The sequence below is a fragment of the [Actinomadura] parvosata subsp. kistnae genome, assembly GCF_900323885.1.
GTDB lineage: Bacteria > Actinomycetota > Actinomycetes > Streptosporangiales > Streptosporangiaceae > Nonomuraea > Nonomuraea composti.
Window position 1 is genome coordinate 216,511 of record NZ_OOHJ01000006.1, and the last position, 18,354, is coordinate 234,864.

General features: G+C 70.9%; 19 protein-coding genes and 3 pseudogenes. 10 read left to right on the top strand and 12 right to left on the bottom strand.

Annotated elements, in window-relative coordinates; all coding sequences use genetic code 11:
* Positions 1-168: 168 nt before the first annotated feature.
* The 5 genes and pseudogenes from KIS93_RS04625 to KIS93_RS04645 form a co-directional block, all read right to left on the bottom strand.
* On the bottom strand, positions 169-831 hold the full coding sequence (locus KIS93_RS04625; RefSeq protein WP_186403730.1) for a response regulator transcription factor: 663 nt from the start codon (positions 829-831) through the stop codon (positions 169-171).
* Positions 828-1,919 (bottom strand): sensor histidine kinase, encoded by a 1,092-nt coding sequence (locus KIS93_RS04630; RefSeq protein WP_186403731.1) that lies wholly within the window; start codon positions 1,917-1,919, stop codon positions 828-830. Before KIS93_RS04630 ends, KIS93_RS04625 begins: the two co-directional genes overlap by 4 nt.
* A gap of 90 nt (positions 1,920-2,009) precedes the next feature.
* A complete protein-coding gene (locus KIS93_RS64555) occupies positions 2,010-2,711 on the bottom strand; it encodes an FtsX-like permease family protein (protein WP_246005181.1) in 702 nt (233 codons plus the stop codon).
* Positions 2,712-2,796: 85 nt separating this feature from the next.
* A pseudogene (locus KIS93_RS68770) lies at positions 2,797-3,309 on the bottom strand (FtsX-like permease family protein); the annotation flags it as partial.
* Positions 3,306-3,885: pseudogene (locus KIS93_RS04645) on the bottom strand (ABC transporter ATP-binding protein). The pseudogenes KIS93_RS68770 and KIS93_RS04645, both read right to left, overlap by 4 nt.
* 137 nt (positions 3,886-4,022) lie before the next feature.
* Here KIS93_RS04645 and KIS93_RS04650 point away from each other — a divergent pair.
* Both KIS93_RS04650 and KIS93_RS64560 read left to right on the top strand, forming a co-directional pair.
* Positions 4,023-4,535: a hypothetical protein gene (locus tag KIS93_RS04650; RefSeq protein ID WP_186403734.1), complete on the top strand. Its 513-nt coding sequence runs from the start codon at positions 4,023-4,025 to the stop codon at positions 4,533-4,535.
* Positions 4,532-5,224: a hypothetical protein gene (locus KIS93_RS64560; RefSeq protein ID WP_246005182.1), complete on the top strand. Its 693-nt coding sequence runs from the start codon at positions 4,532-4,534 to the stop codon at positions 5,222-5,224. The genes KIS93_RS04650 and KIS93_RS64560 overlap by 4 nt, the downstream gene beginning before the upstream one ends.
* Before the next feature lie 13 nt (positions 5,225-5,237).
* On the opposite strand, the pseudogene KIS93_RS68775 reads toward KIS93_RS64560, so the two are convergent.
* The 3 genes and pseudogenes from KIS93_RS68775 to KIS93_RS04665 form a co-directional block, all read right to left on the bottom strand.
* Positions 5,238-5,501: pseudogene (locus KIS93_RS68775) on the bottom strand (1-acyl-sn-glycerol-3-phosphate acyltransferase); the annotation flags it as partial.
* Positions 5,502-5,655: 154 nt separating this feature from the next.
* Positions 5,656-6,276: a GNAT family N-acetyltransferase gene (locus tag KIS93_RS04660; RefSeq protein ID WP_186403987.1), complete on the bottom strand. Its 621-nt coding sequence runs from the start codon at positions 6,274-6,276 to the stop codon at positions 5,656-5,658.
* A gap of 65 nt (positions 6,277-6,341) precedes the next feature.
* A complete protein-coding gene (locus KIS93_RS04665) occupies positions 6,342-6,941 on the bottom strand; it encodes a hypothetical protein (protein WP_168017656.1) in 600 nt (199 codons plus the stop codon).
* Between the two features lie 128 nt (positions 6,942-7,069).
* On the opposite strand from KIS93_RS04665, the gene KIS93_RS04670 reads away from it, so the two are divergent.
* The 6 genes from KIS93_RS04670 to KIS93_RS04700 all read left to right on the top strand — a co-directional run bounded on the left by KIS93_RS04670 (position 7,070) and on the right by KIS93_RS04700 (position 12,819).
* Positions 7,070-8,557 (top strand): alpha/beta hydrolase, encoded by a 1,488-nt coding sequence (locus KIS93_RS04670; RefSeq protein ID WP_186403736.1) that lies wholly within the window; start codon positions 7,070-7,072, stop codon positions 8,555-8,557.
* A 678-nt stretch (positions 8,558-9,235) separates the two neighbouring features.
* Positions 9,236-9,736 (top strand): hypothetical protein, encoded by a 501-nt coding sequence (locus tag KIS93_RS04680; protein WP_186403737.1) that lies wholly within the window; start codon positions 9,236-9,238, stop codon positions 9,734-9,736.
* A 32-nt stretch (positions 9,737-9,768) separates the two neighbouring features.
* Entirely contained in the window at positions 9,769-10,590 is an 822-nt protein-coding gene (locus tag KIS93_RS04685) for a TetR/AcrR family transcriptional regulator (protein ID WP_186403738.1), read from the top strand.
* Positions 10,574-11,680 carry an LLM class flavin-dependent oxidoreductase gene (locus tag KIS93_RS04690; RefSeq protein ID WP_186403739.1) on the top strand — a complete coding sequence of 369 codons (1,107 nt, stop codon included), beginning with the start codon at positions 10,574-10,576 and terminating at the stop codon, positions 11,678-11,680. Before KIS93_RS04685 ends, KIS93_RS04690 begins: the two co-directional genes overlap by 17 nt.
* Before the next feature lies 1 nt (position 11,681).
* A complete protein-coding gene (locus KIS93_RS04695; RefSeq protein WP_222107245.1) occupies positions 11,682-12,152 on the top strand; it encodes a flavin reductase family protein in 471 nt (156 codons plus the stop codon).
* 331 nt (positions 12,153-12,483) lie between these two features.
* Positions 12,484-12,819 carry a hypothetical protein gene (locus KIS93_RS04700; RefSeq protein ID WP_186403741.1) on the top strand — a complete coding sequence of 112 codons (336 nt, stop codon included), beginning with the start codon at positions 12,484-12,486 and terminating at the stop codon, positions 12,817-12,819.
* Positions 12,820-12,822: 3 nt separating this feature from the next.
* Here the strand turns inward: KIS93_RS04700 and KIS93_RS04705 are convergent, their stop codons facing one another.
* Positions 12,823-13,299: an ester cyclase gene (locus tag KIS93_RS04705; RefSeq protein ID WP_186403742.1), complete on the bottom strand. Its 477-nt coding sequence runs from the start codon at positions 13,297-13,299 to the stop codon at positions 12,823-12,825.
* 317 nt (positions 13,300-13,616) lie between these two features.
* On the opposite strand from KIS93_RS04705, the gene KIS93_RS04710 reads away from it, so the two are divergent.
* Positions 13,617-14,834, top strand: coding sequence for an MFS transporter (locus KIS93_RS04710; RefSeq protein WP_168017649.1), 1,218 nt, complete (start codon positions 13,617-13,619; stop codon positions 14,832-14,834).
* Between the two features lie 39 nt (positions 14,835-14,873).
* Here KIS93_RS04710 and KIS93_RS04715 read toward each other — a convergent pair whose 3' ends face one another.
* Together KIS93_RS04715 and KIS93_RS04720 are read right to left on the bottom strand one after the other, a co-directional pair.
* Entirely contained in the window at positions 14,874-15,071 is a 198-nt protein-coding gene (locus tag KIS93_RS04715; protein ID WP_186403743.1) for a hypothetical protein, read from the bottom strand.
* A gap of 381 nt (positions 15,072-15,452) precedes the next feature.
* The gene (locus KIS93_RS04720) at positions 15,453-16,382 is read right to left on the bottom strand and encodes a hypothetical protein (RefSeq protein ID WP_186403744.1); all 930 of its coding nucleotides are present in this window, start codon (positions 16,380-16,382) and stop codon (positions 15,453-15,455) included.
* Between the two features lie 161 nt (positions 16,383-16,543).
* On the opposite strand from KIS93_RS04720, the gene KIS93_RS04725 reads away from it, so the two are divergent.
* Positions 16,544-16,906 (top strand): SPW repeat protein, encoded by a 363-nt coding sequence (locus KIS93_RS04725; RefSeq protein WP_186403745.1) that lies wholly within the window; start codon positions 16,544-16,546, stop codon positions 16,904-16,906.
* A 74-nt stretch (positions 16,907-16,980) separates the two neighbouring features.
* Here KIS93_RS04725 and KIS93_RS04730 read toward each other — a convergent pair whose 3' ends face one another.
* On the bottom strand, positions 16,981-17,409 hold the full coding sequence (locus KIS93_RS04730; RefSeq protein ID WP_186403746.1) for a hypothetical protein: 429 nt from the start codon (positions 17,407-17,409) through the stop codon (positions 16,981-16,983).
* Positions 17,410-18,354: the final 945 nt, after the last annotated feature.

The following is an 18,354-nucleotide window of genomic DNA, read 5'->3' on the forward strand; positions in this document are numbered from 1 at the left end:
TTGACCACGTCCCCCGCCCCGAAGACCCCACCGCCATGGAGATGCACTGGCAGGGCTTCGCCACGACTCCCTTCGCCGCCTTCCCCCACTTCCACCCGGACGCCGGACGCATCCCACAAGAGAGGATGATCAATGGCGGCCACGACCTCCGCTCCCAAGAGCGCCTGCTCAACGGTCGCCGGGGGTGACGAGGCCGGCCTCGTACGCGACGATCACCGCCTGCGCCCGGTCCCGTAACCGCAGCTTGGTGAACAGGTCGCTGACGCGGTTCTTCACCGTCGAGACCGCCAGCCCGGTCTCACCGGCGATCTCCTGGTTGGACAGCCCGCGCGCGATGAGCTCCAGCACCTGCCGCTCCCGCTCGCTGAGCGCCGCCAGCTCCGCGGGGACCATGACCGCGCGCGAGCGGGAAGGGCGGACGAACGTGCCGATCAGGCCGACCAGCAGCCGGGGCGCCACCGCCGCCTCCCCCCGGTGCACGATCCTGATGCCGTCGATCAACTCCTCCGGCGAGACGTCCTTGGGCAGGAACCCCGACGCCCCCGCCCGCAGCGCCGCCACGACCTGCTCCTCCAGGTCGAACGTGCTCAACGCCAGCACCTTCGTCCCCGGCAGCTCGGCCACGATGCGCTCGGTGGCGGCCACCCCGTCCATGACCGGCAGGTGCAGGTCCATGAGGACCACGTCGGGTCGTACAGCATGGCACTGCCGCACCGCGTCCACGCCGTCGGCGGCCTCCCCCACCGTGGCCAGCCCCGACGCGGTCTCCAGCAGCAGCCGCAACCCGGCCCGCACCACGGCGTGGTCGTCCACCAGCAGTACCTTGATCACGTGACCTCCGTCAGCGGGATGCGGGCGCTCACCACGAATCCTCCCTCGGGCGCGGGCCCGGCACGCAGCTCTCCGCCGCACGACGACACCCGTTCGGCCATCCCCGCCAGCCCGAGCCCCAGCTCTCCCCCGCCGGACGGCGCCCGCCCGTCGTCGGCGACCTCCACCTCCACCAGACCGGGCCGGTAGGCCAGCCGCACCGTGGAGCGAGCGCCCGCGGCGTGCTTGCGGGTGTTGGTGAGCGCCTCCTGGACGAGGCGGTAGATCGCGTGGTCCACGGCCGCCGGCAGCTCGACCGCCGTGCCGGTGACCCGCAGCTGCGCGTTACCGGACTCCTCGACCAGCGCCGGCAGCCCGGCCGCGCCGACCCCCGCCTGGCTCTCGACCTGCTCACCGTCGGCACGCAGCACCTCCAGCAGCCGGCGCATCTCCGCCATCGCCTGGCGGGCGGTGTCCTCGCCGGTCAGCAGGGCCTGCCGGGCCCGCTCCGGGTCGGCGGGGATCGTCCTTCTGGCCACGCCCATGTAGAGGTTCACGACGCTGACGTGGTGGGCGATCACGTCGTGGAGATCGCGGGCGATGCGCCGGCGCTCCGCGCGGACCGCGTTCTCGGCCGCCTGCCGCTGCCTGCGCCGCGCCAGCTCCGCACGCAGGCGCACGATGTGCCCGGCCGCCACGGGCAGCGCCGGCGGCAACGTCAGGCTCAGTGCCATCGCGGCGCCGTACGCCCAGCTCACCCTGTGCACGAGAGCACCACCGACGACCGCGCCCACGGCCACGGCCACGGCCGCCGCCGCGGAGCTGTGCCGGCCCACCGCGTACAGCGCGATGAGGATGGCGCTCACCGGCGCGTCGGGCACCGGCATCCGGTAGGCCACGACGTACAGGCAGCCGACGAGCAGCGCCACGGCCACCGGATGGCGGCGCCGCAGCGGGACGAGGCCCGCCGCGACCAGCGTGATCAGCACCGCTTCCGTGCCGGGCCGCCCGCTGAACGGGCTGAACTCGGCCACCAGCACGGCCAGGGCCAGGGCGATGTCCGCTGCCCAGGCGTGGGTCAGCCATCCCCGCAAGATCGCCCATGCCACGCCACCAATGCACCACAACCCCGCTCACGGCGCAAACGGCACCCGCGTACGGTGGCGGGCGGCCCTCGTGCAGCGCCCAGGTGGCGGGCGTCATCCGCGCTGGGCCCGGCGCGCGGCGCCCAAGGTGGCGGCCAGGCCGCTCGCGGCGCAGATCGCCACCAGGCCGGCGTACTGCGGCAGGGAGTAGGCGAACCACGGCTCGCCGGTCAGCGCCTCGCCCAGCGCGCTCAGCGACGCGGCGGCGATCGCCGTCCCGAGCAGCGCGCCGACCCCGGTCACGAGCAGCGTCTCCCAGCTCAGCGCCCGGACCAGTTGCCGGGGCTTGGCGCCCACGGTACGCAGCGTCCGCATCTCCTCACCCCGCTCGGCCACCGACATCGCGGTCGCGTTCAGCACCGCCACAACGGTGTAGATCACCGCCGACCCCACCAGCGTCGGCGCCGCCCACGCCGACGCGCCGGTACGGGTGACGCCGGCCACCGCGTCGCTGGTCGCCACGGCGAACAGAAAGGTGCACGACAGCGCCACGGTCAGCACCACCGGGGACGCGGCCGACATCGCCCGCCGCGGCTGCGTCACCATCCAGAACGCGGCCAGCGTCCCCGGCCCCGGGTCGAGCCGTGCCGCCACCGCGCCGAGCAGCCCGCCCAGCGCCCGCAGCAGCACCGGGCCCAGCGCGGAGGCGGCCACGCACAACATCATCGCCGCTCCCAGCCCTGTCGGCGGCGCGTCCGGAGGCTTGACCCGAGGCACCAGCTCCACCAGCACGATCCCGGCGGCCAGCGCCGCCACCCCCGCCACCGCGCGCGGCCACGGCAGCAGCCGCCGCTGCGTCCGCGCTGTCGCGCAGCACCTCCAGCGGCCCGACCCTCGTCGCCTCGCGCGCCGCGACCCGGGCCGCCAGCAACGTCACCACCAACCCGGCCACCAGCGCCGGCACGAACGGCCCCGCCGTGATCCGCACCGGAACACCGCCGGGCGCCAGCCCGGTCACCCGCAGGACGGCGCCCATCACCAGCGCGTACGGCACCGCCAGCACGCAGCCCGGCACGGCGGCCAGCACGCCCAGCATCAGCGCCTCCGCCATGACCAGCCGCCTGACCTGCCGCGACGTCATGCCGACCGACCGCAGCAGCGCCCATGTCCTGCGCTGCCGCAGGACGTGCAGGCTCAGCGTGCCCGCCACCACGAACACCGACACGAAGGCCGACACCGCCGCCGACACCGCCAGCAGCCCCACGATGCCGTCGAGGTCCGCGCGCGTGTCCGCGCCGGCGATCAGCAGGCCGCCGCCGGCCACCAGCATCACCGCCAGCAGCACGGACGTGAACGACGCGGCCAGCCCCGCCCAGCCGTCCCGGACGTTGTTCCAGGCCAGGACGAGCATCATCGCCGCTCCCCCCGCCACGCGCCGATCCGCTCGGCCGAGGGCCGCTCCAAGACCTCGACGATCCGCCCATCGCTCAGCATCAGCACGCGGTCGGCGCGGGCCGCCGCCTGCGGATCGTGCGTCACCATCACCACCGTCTGGCCGAAGTCGTCGGCCGCCTCCCGCAGCAACGTCAGCACCTCGTGCCCGCTGGCCCGGTCCAGCGCACCGGTCGGCTCGTCGGCGAACAGCACCTGCGGCTCGCCGAGCAGGGCACGGGCGATCGCCACCCGCTGCTGCTGGCCCGTTGAACGCCTGGAAGATGACGCCGACCCGATCGCGCCGCAGGACCGCCAGCTCCCGCTCCCCCAGCCCGGTGATGTCCTGCCCGGCGACGCGCACCGTACCGGAATCTGGGCGCTCCAACCCCGCCGCGCACTGCAGCAGCGTGCTCTTCCCCGACCCGGACGGGCCCATCACCGCGGTGAAACCACCACGCTGCAGAGTGACGCTCACCTGCCGCAACGCCGCCACCTTGGCGGCGCCCCTCCCGTATGTCCTGGACACGTCCTCCAGGACGACCGCGTGCTCGTCCATGATCACCAGTGTGGCGCAGGCGCCCGCCGCCACCCATCCGGCAGCCCCCACCGGACTGGTAGGGCTGGCCCTACCAGCTCTCCGGCATGCTTACGTGGACAGGTGCCGAAAAGGGGTTCTGCGATCAGGAGGCGGGAGTGCGGGAGATCGAGTTCCGGCTGGATAGCGGCCGCGATGAGATCCTCATCGACGGCGTCCCGTTGCTCGACCTCGTGCGTGCGGCGGAGCTGCCGTACGCGCGGCAGGAGCAGCTCGAGCGCGCCGGGGAGTTCGCCCCCGAGCCCGCGCCCCTGCTGGCCGGTGAGTACGGCTACCTGCCGGGGCGCTCGACCTGCTGGCCGGCCCGGCACTTCCTGGGCGAGCCCGTGGAGGTCACCTACGACCAGGAGGACGGCGAGACCATGCCGCTCGGGTGCGCGTGCGGCATCCTGGAGTGCTGGGCGCTGCTGGCCAGGATCGAGGTCACGGAGGCGGAGGTGCGCTGGTCGGGGTTCCGTAACAACTCCAGGGACTGGGACCTGTCCGCCGTACTCGGGCCGTTCGTCTTCGCCCGCCGCCAGTACGAGGAGGCGCTGCGCGCGACCGCGCAGCCCCCGCCGCCCCGCCGCCGGCGCCGGTGGTCCACGATGATGTACGTCTGGTGCCGGTGATCGACGTACTGTCCGGCCTGGTGCACGACCTGATCGAGGACTACCCGGCGCCGCCCGCCGACGAGTCGCTCTGGGACGGCTACTGGTCAGAGCGGATCGCCGCGGCGGGCCTGCCGGAGACGACGACGGCCAGCGCGCAGTTCGTCCCACTGTCCGGCTTCCTGGACGAACGACACCTGACGCTGCTGGTCCGCGCCACCCTCCGGCGCTCCCTCGGCGATGACGACCTCGCGGAGCGCCTGGCCGGCGCGGACACCTTCGAGGAGGTCTTCGAGGAGGTCGGCTGTGTGGCAGGGGGATACCGCCTCATGGCGGCCGGACGGCCTCTCGTGGCACCGGGCTGCTGCAGCGACCTCACGGACCTGGCGAGCTGGCGCGACGCCGCCCGGCATCGCGAGGGTTCGCCGTCGATGGTGTGGATCGGCCACCCCTGGCTCAATGTCACGGCCGACGGCGACAAGCTCCTGCTGACCGGCCCGACCGAGCACGATCCGGGCCCTGAGCTCGCCTGGATCACCCGCCGGGCGCTGGATTCGGCCGTTCGGCAGGCCGCGGCAGAGGTTCGCTACTTCGCCCGGCCACTTCACGACCTCTGCACCCGGCTGGCCGGCGCCCGCAGGGCGGACGCGCTGTGCACGGCTCTTCTCGGAGGGTCCTGGCTTCGCGCCGGCTCCGACTGGCTGGCCTGACCCTCTCATGTGCGCAGGCTCTTGCCCTCTTCCGCTTCGCGGGCCAGAGCAGGGGCACATCGAACAGCGGCGCCTTGGCCGGGAACCGCGGCGAGAAGCGGCCCGCCGCGCCCACGAAACCGGCGATCACGAGCGAGTCCACCTTCGACACGTGATTGGCGACGATGATCACCCCGCCGTGGCGAGGGATGTGCCGCAGGCCGGCGTAGCGGCGCCGGACGGCCACGCGCAGCAGGCCTTGCAGGGCGCGCGTCGACAGCCGCCGCCAGAGGTCCATCGCACGATCCGACCGATTGTTCTCCAAGCCATCCCCCAACGCAGGCGGCCATCGCTGCCGACGTTCGCGCACGCGAAGCTACCAACCCGGGCCACGAGCGTGAATCTGTAAAGTGACCGGGCTGGACACCGGGAGCCGGCCGGTGAGCGGCGCCTCAGCGGCCGGGCAGGGTCGGGTGCGGGACGCTGGGAACGATGCCGGCCATGTCGTTGGTGATGGCCCAGCGTCCATGACCTCGCCAGGCGCCGTCGATGAACAGCAGATCGGGCGAGTAACCCTCGTAGCGGAAGCCGTAACGCTGGACGAGTCTGATCGACGCGTGGTTGTCGGGCCGGATCTGCGCTTCCAGCCGGTGCAACCGCAGCTCCTCGAACGCGTGGCGCAGCACCATGCCGAGGCCCTCTGTCATGTACCCGCGACCGGCGTAGGGCGCGAAGGCCGCGTAGCCGAGCGAACCGGTTTGCGCGCGTCCAGGGATGATGCTGTTGATGTTGATGTTCCCGGCGATGGCGCCCGTGTCGCGCAGGCAGACCAGCAGGCCCTCAGCGGTTCGCCCCTCGTCGAATCGATCGACGAACGCCTGGAAGTCCTCCGGTGTCGCGGGCAGGGTCATCCTCGCCCGGTGCTGGTCGACGCCGGCACGGACCCGTTCGAGCCACTCGTCCTGGTCACGGCCGGTGATCCGGCGTAATGTCACCCGAGGGGAGCTTCCCAGGTCGCCGGACACAGGGGTGTCCGGCCGCTCAGCTTGTTCCGTCCCGCCATTCTCGATCATGAACAGCACGCTACCGCGCCTGCCGCCCGGCGAACGGGCGGATCTCACCCCATCACGTTCCGGCCTCACAGCCGGCCGGTCACGTTGCCCTCGGGGTCCAGCACCTTGATCACCGGCGTGTCGTCCGCGTCGATCTCCAGCACGATCCTCGGGCGCCCCCGAGAGTCGCTGAGCACCAGGAAGGCACCTTCCGCGGTGCTGTAACCGAGCTGGACGCGGGGCGGCATGGCGGGCACCTGCTCGACCGGGAGCGCCGGATCGGGCATGTGCTTCATCTCCAGCATCGCCGCGCCGTGGACGCCCTCCCAGCGGGCGGCCATCGTGATCGCCTGCGCGTTGCCGTAGTCGAGCGACAGGCTCGCCCCGGCCGAGGAGGCGACGATGCCGCCCTTCTCGCTGCCGTCCCCGTCGTTGAAGATCAGGTACGTGCCCTCAGGGCCCTGACGCTGGTCGGCGGGGTACGTCCTGCCCCCGATGATCACCGGCGGTTTGGTGGAGCTCGCCAGGAAACGCTGCCGCCCCCGGCGGTCCACCACCCGGAACGACTCCCTGGCCTGCTCCCCGGAGGCGTCCGCCTGCGCGGGCCCACCCGCCAACACGGTCATGCCACCCGCCAGCAGCGTGGCCGCCGTTCCAAGCACGGCCCGCCGATCATGCTGTTCCATCTTCGGTTCCCTTCTCGTCCGGAGGGCCACCAGTCGATCATGTGAGCGCCGCCGTGTCCCTGCGGCTAGCGTGAAGATCACGAGTAGGGGTGACCCCACCCTGCGAAGCTCCCGGCGATCGGAGACGCATGCGAAGACCCCTCTTGTTCCTCGCCGTCGTCATGACGATGGCGACGTCCGTGTTCCCGCTGACCCGCGCGGCGGCCGGCACCACCAACGACATCACCTGGACCCCCTGCGCCGAGAACCCGGCCGCCGAGTGCGGCACGCTGACCGTTCCCATCGACTGGCGGACGCCGGGCGGGCCCACCGTGGACCTGGCGGTGGCCAGGCGCAAGGCCACCGACCCCGCCGCCAGGACCGGCTCGCTGATCGTCAACCCGGGCGGCCCCGGGGAATCCGGCGTCGACTTCGTCCTGAGGCGTACCGCCTTCTTCAGCGAGGAGCTCACCCGCAGGTTCGACCTCATCGGCTTCGACCCTCGCGGCGTGGCACGCAGCAACCCCGTGGTGTGCTCCGCCGACGTGGTCCAGCAGGCACCGGCGGACCCGTTCATGAAGAGCCAGGCCGACTTCGACCTGTGGCTCGACTACAGCAGGCGGCTTCGCGCCGACTGCCGGGCCCGGACCGGGCCGCTGTTCGACCACGTCGACACCGCCAGCGTGGTCAACGACGTGGATGCGCTGCGCGCTGCCGTCGGCGACACGCGGCTCGCCTTCTACGGCCTGTCCTACGGCACGTTGATCGGCCAGCTCTACGCCGAGCGCTTCCCCGGCCGGGTCCGGGCGCTCGCTCTGGACAGCAACGTGGACCACAGCCTCGGCACCGCCGCGTTCCTCGGCACGGGAGCCGCCACGGCCCAGGACTCCTTCGACGAGTTCGTGACCTGGTGCGAGCGGGAAAGCTCCTGCGCGCTGCACGGCCAAGACGTGCGCGCCTTCTGGAGCAGCCTGCTGGAGCGGGCCGGACGCGGGCAGGTGCACTACCCCGGTGACCCCTCCTTCGTCCTGACCACGCTGGAGCTCATCAGGCTTCCCTTCAGCGCCGCGTACGGGTCCTACTGGCAGCAGCTCGCCGAGCTGATGGCCGCGATCGACAGCGGCGCCACACCTCGGTCGGCATTGCCGGAGACCTTCACCCTCCGGCGGGAACATCTGCGGGAGGGGCTCGTCGCCAATCCCCTGCAGATCGTCTGCGAGGACTTCCACCTGCCGATCCGCGGCTATCCCGAGTTCGCGGCCCACCTGCGCCGCATGAAACGCCTCGCCCCCGACATGCTGGTCAGCCCGCTGACGTACTCGTTCACGATGGCGTGCCTCGCCGAGCCCGCGCCGGTCCCCAACCCGCAACACCGGCTGCGCGTGTCGGGCACTCCCGTGCTGCTGCTGGCCAACTCCTTGCACGATCCCTCCACCGGCTACGCGTGGGCGAGTAACGTGGCCCGGCAGATCGGCCGGGAGGCGCGGCTGCTGACGTACGAGGGCGGCGGGCACAGTGTCTACTACCGCAGCGCCTGCGCGCGCGACGCGATCGACCGCTACCTGATCGCCGGCACGTTGCCGACGGACGGGGCCCGCTGCCCGGCTGTGGAGAACGCGGGTGATTTCGTTTCGTGAGCAGCTCGCGGAACGTTCAGGTGGTCGACCATCTGCTGGGTGACCTCCTCGGTGGTCGCGCCCCGCTCCTCGGCCAGGTGCCGGAGGTGGGCGGTGGCGCCGCCGTCCTGCTCAGGCCGGCTGCGCGAGGCCGTCATCATGCCCGCTGCGCGCCGACGCGCGACGCAACCGCGAGGCACTGCTGTCCCCGGCCCGCCAAGCGTTCCTCGCCGGCGACACCGACGTGCACGTCGAGGACATCGCCCGCAGCGCCGGCGTCCCCGTCGGCACGCTCTACCGCCACTTCGGGACCCGCGAGGCGCTGATCGAGGAGCTCTACCGCAAGGAGGTCGACGACCTGTGCTCCGCCCCCGGCGACCTGCTGAACCGGCACGCCCCGGAAGAGGTCCCTGCGGCGGTTCCTGCCGCTGCTCGTGGACCACGCCGCCGTGGGCAAGGGGATGTCCGTCGCGCTGGAGAGCATCATGGCGACGGACTCACCGGTCTTCGACGACGCCCGCACCCACAGGAGCGACGCCCGCACCCGCCTGCTCGGCCGCCTGCGCCACGGCGCCCCGTGCCCGAGCTGAGCCGAAGCCCGCGCGGCCGGGCCACGCCGACGCTCCTTCAACACGAAGCGCCCCCCGAACACAACCCCGCGGGCCAACCCTGACCCGCACCATGCTGATTGGATGGCGAGTGAGCACCCTGAGTTTCGCGCTGGACGTCGTGGCCCGCGGCGACGTGCTCGGCGCCGACCACACCTGCACCCCTGACCAGGTCAGCGCGATACTCGAGCCCACGCCCGCCGAGAACCGCCAGGGCGACTTCATGTGGCGCGACCACGGGCTCGTCGAGTTCTTCTGGGAACGCGGCGACGACGGCTGGCGGGGCACCCACTTCACGGTCCAGCTCCACCGCCTCGCCTCTATCGGGTCCGAGGTCGCCGCCGGGCCGATCGAGGCCAGGTATGGCCCTCTGGAGCCGACCCTGCCGTTCGAGGCGCTGCGGGTGGCGGCGGCCGGGCTCGGCATCGACCTGGTCAGGCTGCCCAGTACAACCTCAGGCGTGCGCGAGTACTGGCAGCCCCGCTCAATGGTGCTGGCCATTCAGGACGACACCGGCGAGGTGTACGCCCTGATCTGCCCGTACAGGCCCCCTGCGGCCAGCCGGTCCAGCATCCCCTCGTGTGACACTTGAAATGAGGTTGATTTAACATCTAGTCTCATTCCATGGCTTCGGTGGAAGAGATCGCCCGGCAGTTGCTCGCCCGCGCCGAGGAGACGGGTGCGGGCCCGTTGGCGGCACTGCACCTGGAGGAGATCGCCGCCCTGTACGGGGTGTCGCGCTCCACGTTGCTGCGCCAGATCGGCAGCCGTAAAGCACTGGACGCAGCGCTCGCCGAGCTGGGCGCGCAGGGAGCACCCCGCCAACGCGTGGCGGATCGGGCGATCGCCGCCGCGGCCGACCTGATCGCCAAGCGCGGCGTCGGCGGCACCACGCTGGAGGACGTGGCGGCCGCCGCGGAATGCAGCGTGCAGGCGATCCACGCGCAGATCGGCGGCAGGGAGGCCCTTCTTGTCGCGATCTTCAAGCACTACAGCCCCATGGACGGCATCGCCGCCGCGCTGGCGGACCCGCCGGCCGACCTCGTCGCCGCAGCACGGGCGGTCTACCTCGCGATCCTCGACGCTGTGCTCGACACCCCCGCGATCGCGCCCATGCTGGCCGAAGTGCTGGCCAGGCCGGACAGTGCCCTCGGCCGCTACGTCCGCGAGAGCTATGTGGCCAGCACGGTCGGGCTCATCGAGCAGTGGCTGGAGGAGCACCTGCGCCGCGGCACGATCCGCCCCATGCGGCTCCGCCTGCTGATGACCCTGTTCGGGGGCCCGATCGCGGCCGAAGCGCTCTCCCATGCCACCGCCGGGTCCAGTCCCGGCCCCGCCTACCGCCGCAGAACGGCTCGCGAGCTCGCGGAGTCCTTCGCCCTCGCCGTCCAGCCGCGCGGCACCACTTCAACCCCCGCAGGAGACGTACATGCGCGTCATGAGTGACAACACCTTCCAGCTCGGCCTGTTCGCCCCGAACGTCTGGGGCGGGCTCACCAAGACGACAGCCGAGCAGCGCTGGCAGGCCACCTGGGACAACAACGCCGCGCTCGGGAAGATGGCCGACGAGGCCGGTCTGGAGTTCATCCTGCCGCTGGCACAGTGGTCGCAGCTCAAGGGGGCCTCCGACACCGACGGCCACACCTTCGAGGCGTTGAGCTGGGCGGCCGGCATGCTCGCGGCGACCGAGCGCATCACCGTGTTCGCCACGGTGCACAGTCCGTTCGTGCACCCCCTGTTCGCCGCGAGACAGGCCGTGACCTGCGACCACATCGGCAAGGGCAGGTTCGGCCTGAACATCGTGTCCGGATCGGCCGGGCCGGACTTCGCGATGTTCGGCACGCCCATGCGCGACCACGACGAGCGCTACGCCTACACCGAGGAGTGGACGACGCTGGTCAAGCGTCTGTGGCAGGAGCCCGAGCCGTTCGACTTCCACGGCAGGTTCTTCGACCTCAAGGGCGTCTTCGCCCTGCCGGGCCCCTACGGCGGCGACCGGCCGACCCTGATCAGCGCCGGCTCCTCCCCCGCCGGCCGCAGGTTCGCCGCCCGGCACGCCGACTGCCTATTCATGATCATCATCTCGCCTGAGGGCCTCGCCGGCCAGATCACCGCCGTCCGCGCCGATGCCGGCCGGTCGATGCCGGTGTACGCCAGCGGCCACGTCATCTGCCGCAAGACCCGCCAGGAGACCGAGGAGTACTACCACTACATCGTCGAGGAGAAGGGCGACTGGGAGGCGGCCGAGGAGGTGCGGCGCAGCATCTTCGGCACAGGGCAGAAGTCGTTGCCGCCCGAGCTCGCCGACCGGATGCTCGAGCGCATGGTCAGCGGCGGCGGCACCTTCCCCGTCAAGGGCGACCCCGACGATGTCGCCCAGACCTTCAAGCGGCTCAGCGACGCCGGGCTCACCGGCATGGCCGTCGCCCTGGTCAACTACCTCGACGACTTCCCCATCCTGCGCGACGAGGTGCTGCCGCGCATGGAGCGGCTGGGCCTGCGCCGGCCGGCGATCGGAGCGGGCCATGCCGGTTGACATGCGGGACTTTAAACAGGCCCTCGCCAAGTACGTCACCGGCGTCACCGTGGTGACCACCGTCGACGGCGCCGGCCGCCGCTGGGGCTTCACCGCCAGCTCGTTCAGCTCGGTCTCGCTCGACCCGCCGCAGATCCTCGTCTGCCTCGCCCGCTCCGCACAGTGCTATCCGGCCTTCACCAGCTCCGCCGGATTCGCGGTGAACGTCCTGACCGGCGAACAGGAGAATGTGGCCAGGCGCTTCGCCCAGCACGACGCCGACAAGTTCGCCGGCCTGCCGTTCAGCACCGGTGAGCACGGCATACCCATCCTCGAAGGCGCCCTCGCCGTCCTCCAATGCGTCACCCGTGCCCGGTTCCCCGCAGGAGACCACACCATCCTGCTCGGTGAGGTCGTCCAGGCGAGGGTGGGCCAGGGAGAGCCGGGCCTCTACTACGACCGCCAGTTCCGCGGAGCCGGCTGCTTCAGGTGAGCCTGGACTGATCGGCCGACTCAAGGTGCCTCACCCCGGTCACGAAGCCAGCCGAACGATATCGGACACGGCGGATCATCCTCCACCGGCACCGGGCCGTCACCGAAGCGACCGTCGTCGCCCGGCAGCATGGCTGAACCTGCGTCCGCGAAGTGCCGGCTGGGCCGCGCAGGCCATCCTCCATCGTGCGGGAAGCGGGATCTCCCGAGCTCTCAGGTCCTCCTTCGAGCACGACAACAGCCTCTGCAGCATCCTCATCGACAGCGTCTTGGGGGCTAACCCCCATCCGCACGATCGCCGCAGTCGTCCCTCAGGCATGTTGGTCGCCTGGATGCTCACCGAGTTGCTGGCGGAGACCGACAACGGGCCGGCCTGGCCGTTCGCGTTGCGGCGTGCGGGCCTGGACGCCGCAGGCGAAACCGATCCCGCCCTTTGGCCTGCTTCTCGGCGGTGGCTGCGGGCGTGGAACCGGACGTGGGACCCTGCGGTGTGCGAGCTCGCGGGGACCCTTCAAGACCGGCTCCGGATCGATCCGCTCTGCCGCCGGGCTGGGCCGCTTCCCGCGCACGCGGGCGGCTTGATGAAATCGCCGACCGCTGAGGTGGGGGTCCTGCCCGACCTCACCATCGACAGGGACCGACAGGGCGGCGTCCCGGTCTTGCGCTGAGTATTAGCGGGCTATCATGGCGTCGGCCCGTTCGCGCCAGGTGCGGAAGCGGTTCGCGGCGGTCGTGGTGTCGATGCCGAGATGCTCGCACATCTCGTTGAAGTCGTAGAAGAACCGCTCCAATGTGATGAGCCCGTCGTGGACGTACCACAGGCACACGAAGGGCAGATCGAAGGCGCGCCCGGTGGGCTCGACGCCCGCCAGGGGGCCCTTCATGGTGCCGGCGATCCTGCCGACGCCCAGCACAAGGTCATCCATCTCCCGCAGATCCTCAAGCTGGACGGAGTAGTCGGGGAAGGCTCCCAGGAAGCCCTGGAACTGCCTGCGAGCCGCGTCGATACCGTGCGCGGCGGACTGGAAGGCGATCGTCTCGAAAATCACGTCCTGATGGCACCAGGCCAATGCGCCAGTGATGTCGCCGCTGGTCTTCGCCTGGGAATGGGCCCGCACCACCGCGGCGGGTGTCAATTCTTCGCTCATATCACTCGTACGCTAAAGCGCTCGGCCGCTTTCCGAATCCGTCGCCCGACTGGTGGTGAGCTCACCCAAGCGGCCATCGTCCCCGGCCGCTGCGGGCGGCGCGCCACATCCAGTCACGTGACGGATGCACCATGGCCTGCGGGACACATAGCCTGCCGCCTGACATGGATTTCCTCAGGAGGTGACACATGCGTATGGGCAACGGCTGGGACTGAGCGGACGTCATGTCCTCCGGCCTGATGGGCGTGATCCCCTGCACGCTCATCAGGCTTTTCCGTGATCGGGGCTTCTTGGTGCGTTATCGAGATCTTTTCGCGGTGCGCGAGTTCCGCCTTCTTTATGCCGGGCTCGCCTCGTCGTACGCCGGGGACCAGCTCGCCGCGCTGGCCGTGTCGGTGCTGGTGCTCGACCGCACCGGCTCCGGCATCCTGTCCGGTCTCGCCTACGCCTCGGCCTACCTTCCGTCACTGGTCGCGGCCCCGCTGCTCGGTGCCCTCGCCGACCGGCTGCCTCGCCGGGGCCTGCTCATCGCCTGCGACCTGGCCCGGTCGGCGCTGGTCTCGGCGATGCTGATCCATGGCCTGCCCGTGTGGGCTCTCGTGGTGCTGCTCTATGCCGCGAGCCTGTTCACCCCGCCGTTCATGGCGGCGCGGTCGGCGCTCATCGCGGAGATCCTGCCCGTGGACGCGGCCGTCACCGGCAACGGCCTCATCCGCGTCACCCACCAGTTGAGCCAGGTGCTGGGCCTGGCGCTCGGCGGCCTGGCCATCGGCTGGATCGGGCCCGAGGGGGCGCTGGCGTGCAACGCCCTCACCTTCGCCGTCTCCGCCGCCCTGTCCGCCGGGCTGCGTCCGCGCCCGCGGCCCGCCGGCTCGGGCTCGGTGCTCGGCGGCTCCCGTGCGGGGGTACGTTACGTCTTCGCCGACCCGTGGTTGCGCGGCTGCCTGCTGCTGGTGTGGCCGGTCTCCATGTTCGTGTACGCGCCGGAGGCCGTCGTCTACCTCTACGCGACGTCGCTCGGCGGCGGTGCACCCCTGGCGGGACTGATGTTGTCGTCCGCCGCGCTGGGTTTCGCGTCCGGCACCGTGCTGCTGACCCGGCTCGTGCCACCGCGTACGCGTGACCGCCTGCTCATCCCGTTCGCCATCCTGGCCGGGGCAGCGCTGATCCCGCTCTGGGCCAAACCATCCCCTCCTGTCGTGGTCGTCCTGCTCTTCGCCTCGGGAGTGGGAGGCGCCTTCTCCGCCCCGCTCAACGCCCTGTTCGTGCAGCGGGTCTCCCCCGAGTTCCGCGGCAGAGCCATGGGAGTGGCGGTCGCGGGCCTGGCCGGCGGGCAGGGACTGGGGTTTCTGCTCGCCGGTGCGCTCAGCAGCGCCGGACTGCACCCGGCTGCGCTCTGGGCCGGATGCGGGGCCGCCGCCACGCTCGCCGCGCTCCTTGCCGCACTGACGTGGGCACGCGACACCCCTCCCCCTTCGTCCTCCTCATCTGCCGGCCTCGGCACACCGGTCCGGGAGACCGCTGACAAGCGATGACCGCGTGAGGGTCGTGCATGACCTGGCGCCAGGCGATCCTCAGCGGGGTCGTTGTCCGGCTCTGTCCACGACGACGGTTTCGAGCACGGCGTCCCCGTCGTGGGTCTCGCCCTTCTCGATGCCGGCGAATGCCCTATCGTCGAACCGTCGCCACGGCTCGCGGGTGTTCGTCACGGCCGGCCCGCCGCGCAGCCACAGCCCGCCATCCGTCCGGGTCCGGACGCTGATGCCTTTCACGTAGCCCCACTGTGCGGGCTCGGCCGCGGCCAGGAATCGCGTTGTCGGCCACATCCTGGGCGTTCACCACGGGCCGAGCTCGGTGCGGCGGAAGCCTGGGCCGAGGACGGGCGCGGGTCTGGAGGAGAAGTTGGAGTCCGTCAGGCGAAGCGCCGGAGCGGAGGCCGGCCGGCCACGTCGCGCCCCAGACCCTGAGGATTGATGGGGGCACTTCTCTGAGGCCGCCTCCCCAGCGCCCACCGGTGCTGTCTCAGGGCAGGTGACGATGCGCCTGCCCGGCACTGCGGTTCCCTCTCACGTCACGGCACAACCCTGCGTCCGGGCTGGAACGACCTGAAAGGCACCGGGTGATAGACGGAATGCGAATCACCCGCGCCTTGGTCAGGGGGCGGTGCGGTCCAGACCGGCGGGCGGACCGTCGAGGGCCAGAAGGCCCGCCTCCCTGAAGGCGATCGTGACGGTCTCAACGTCCTGGCCGTGCACGGCGAGGTGACGCCCGGCCAGCTCGGCGTGCGACACGGCGTGGATCGCGGTACGGCCGTCCTCGTCGATCCAGATCTCCTCATAGAAGGGGGCGTCCTGACGCGCGAGGACCTCGATGAACCAGTCGTGATCAACGGTGAACGCCGGAAGCGGATCGGTGACGCCGGCGGGGACCTGCCACCAGCTCACGGGACGAGGAACCTCCCGCCCGGGAACGCCCGGCCGTACCGTGACCCAGTCCTCCTCGCCGTCCACGGGCCGCGCCGGGCGCAGCACCTCCGCCGGCTCCCGCTCCTCCTGCGCGGCTGCGAGGACCATCGGGTCGTGACGGAGCTCTCCGGCCACCTCTTCGGCGTATGCGGCGGCGGCTCGTACGTCTTCGTCCTCGTGCCGCAGCGCTTCCCTGAGCAGTTCCGCCGTCTCGAGCTCAAGATTCGTGCCTCCAGCCGCCATCACCAGCGGCACCAGAATCCACGACTGCCCGGCGAGGTCCTCCCGCGCCTGGGCGCGCAGCTCCTGTTCCGTCCACACGCGGTACCGCTCGCCGATGACGGCTCGGGCCGCGATGGCGCGTTCCTCGGAGTCCGCGCGTACGAGCAGCGCCTTCGACCCGGTGTCGGGATCGACCGCCTCGATCAGGACGATGCCGCGGGACTCGTCGGCGTAGACGTCGGCCACCGGTCCGCCACCGAACCCGCCGTGGCCGATGCCGGTCAAGGTCGTGCCCGTCCGGGCGGCGAGCTCGGCCAGCAGCCCGGCGTCCACCGAATCGTTCTCTTCGACGACCAACGCGCACCAGAACGGCCCGCTTCGCACCAGATTGATCACCGAAGCTACTCTGCCATGCATCGCGGGGAACACGGCAACCAGTCATGTTTTTGTGCGGCGACAGATTCATCGGATGAGCGGGCCAACCTACCGTGAGATACGGCGAAGCCTCCCACCCCGAGGCTTGGCCGCAATCGGCTTCCCCCACAAGGAGAAATCACATGAAGCCATGGACACGGTGGCAGGACTGGACGAACCTGGTGGCCGGCCTGTACCTCGCACTCGCCCCGATCTGGACAGCCAGTGACACCAGCGCCGCGACGACGCTCATCGTGCTCGGCGCCCTGATCGTGTGCACGGCTCTCTGGGCCCTGATCCAGCCGGCCTCGGCGGCCAGCCAGTGGACCAACGTCACCTGGGCGGTGCTGCTGATCATCGCTCCCTGGGCCATCTCCTACACCGGGCTCGGCGGCGCGGCCTGGACGTCCTGGATCGGCGGCATCGTCGTAGCATGCCTGGCCCTGTGGGCCCTGCCCGCCGCGAAAAGCACCGCAGGAAGCACTGCCGTCTCCACCAGGCGGTGATCCGACATCGCTGCGGAACAGCCCGACAGCGAACGGCGCCGGCCGTTCGCTGTCCGTGTGTCAGAGGCAGGTGCTCAGCCGCAGTGCTTGGACTTCACCGTCCGGGTGGCCGTCGCCATGACCCCGTAGACGTCGATGCACTTGCCGGGTGCCTTAACGAAGACAGGCCCCGCGTAGTACTTGTACATGGCCTGGTCGAGCTCCGCCCAGCCGTTACCCTTCGCCCCGGACACGCGAATGCCGACGCCCTTGTAGTTTCTCTTTCCGTAGAAATCGCCGACTCCTATGGCGACGGCGCAGTTCTTCTGCGTCCTGGAGCTGTAGAACACCTCGATGGACCCGCGGTGCCTGCCACCGTACATGATCTTGTAGCTGCCCACCTGCACGTAGCTGGCATCCTTGCAGAGGTTGCTCGCGGCCTGCGCCGGCGCGGCACCGAGGGGCATCCCGGCCAAAGCCACCAAGGCGCCTACCACCACTCCGAACGTCCTGCGAAACCTCACGGCTCTTCTCCCCTGTGCCACGCGACATAACCGGCCAGAGACGCTACGGGTGCGGCGGGCCGGAGCGAATCTGTCACGTGACTGGAGCTCAGGGGCACTCAGCACCCGGTCGCATGGCAAATTTGACCTCCCTGAAGGACACGCCTGCGATGTCGAGCCGTTCAAGAGTCTCACCGTCTCCCCCGCCACGGCGACGAGCGGCGGCTACACGCCCGGCGCCCCGGGAGTGGGCGGGTCGCTGCCGCCGGTCTTCACCTGAACGGCGCGCCCAACCAGGAGCAGATGGGCCGGTGACCCGCCGCCGCGCAGTACGCGATGGCCACCTTCTCCGCCTACTCGGTGCTGGCCGGCAAGCGCGGGAACACCTCCGGTCTTCGCCGCGGGCATTCCTGTGGAGCAAGCCGTGTCCTACGGCGAGAAGGCCGGCGAACCCTGCGACGCCTGCTACCACCGAAGCTGCGATGATCCGCGGAACGTCAGCGCGGGGCTACTGGCTCCGATGACCGGCGGCGCCGCGTACGCCGTCCAGCATGTCGCGACCACCACACCTGTGCTTCGCCCCTGAAGGCCGTCGCGGAGGGCGGGGTCTGGCGGTGACGCCAACCGGGCGGGAGAAGGACACGGGATGTCCGGCCGTCGTCCAACCCCACCCTCCGCGATCACACGATCGACGCTTTGTACCGTCCAGCGTCTCTCGCCGACCAATCCGAGATCTCAGTCGCTTCAGTCGCTGCGCCTGTCTCACGGACGCCAATGGGACCGCTCGTCTCACGTAGCGAGCCCGGCAGCGACCGAAGCGACTCACGCTCGTGGTTCGCGCTGCTTTCCCTCATAGAGAGGCGGCGTGCCGAGGCCATGCGAGGACATGAGTCGCTCCGGTCACCTGAGCGAACGACTTGCTCTGCCGTTGTTCGGTCCCAGTCGCTACTTTAGGGCGGCACCCCG

Coding starts and splice junctions, on each gene's coding strand:
- KIS93_RS04660 (WP_186403987.1), bottom strand. CDS start 6,276: ATGATCGAGAATGGCGGGACGGAACAAGCTGAGCGGCCGGACACCCCT.
- KIS93_RS04665 (WP_168017656.1), bottom strand. CDS start 6,941: ATGGAACAGCATGATCGGCGGGCCGTGCTTGGAACGGCGGCCACGCTG.
- KIS93_RS04670 (WP_186403736.1), top strand. CDS start 7,070: ATGCGAAGACCCCTCTTGTTCCTCGCCGTCGTCATGACGATGGCGACG.
- KIS93_RS04685 (WP_186403738.1), top strand. CDS start 9,769: ATGGCTTCGGTGGAAGAGATCGCCCGGCAGTTGCTCGCCCGCGCCGAG.
- KIS93_RS04690 (WP_186403739.1), top strand. CDS start 10,574: ATGCGCGTCATGAGTGACAACACCTTCCAGCTCGGCCTGTTCGCCCCG.
- KIS93_RS04695 (WP_222107245.1), top strand. CDS start 11,682: ATGCGGGACTTTAAACAGGCCCTCGCCAAGTACGTCACCGGCGTCACC.
- KIS93_RS04700 (WP_186403741.1), top strand. CDS start 12,484: ATGCTCACCGAGTTGCTGGCGGAGACCGACAACGGGCCGGCCTGGCCG.
- KIS93_RS04705 (WP_186403742.1), bottom strand. CDS start 13,299: ATGAGCGAAGAATTGACACCCGCCGCGGTGGTGCGGGCCCATTCCCAG.
- KIS93_RS04725 (WP_186403745.1), top strand. CDS start 16,544: ATGAAGCCATGGACACGGTGGCAGGACTGGACGAACCTGGTGGCCGGC.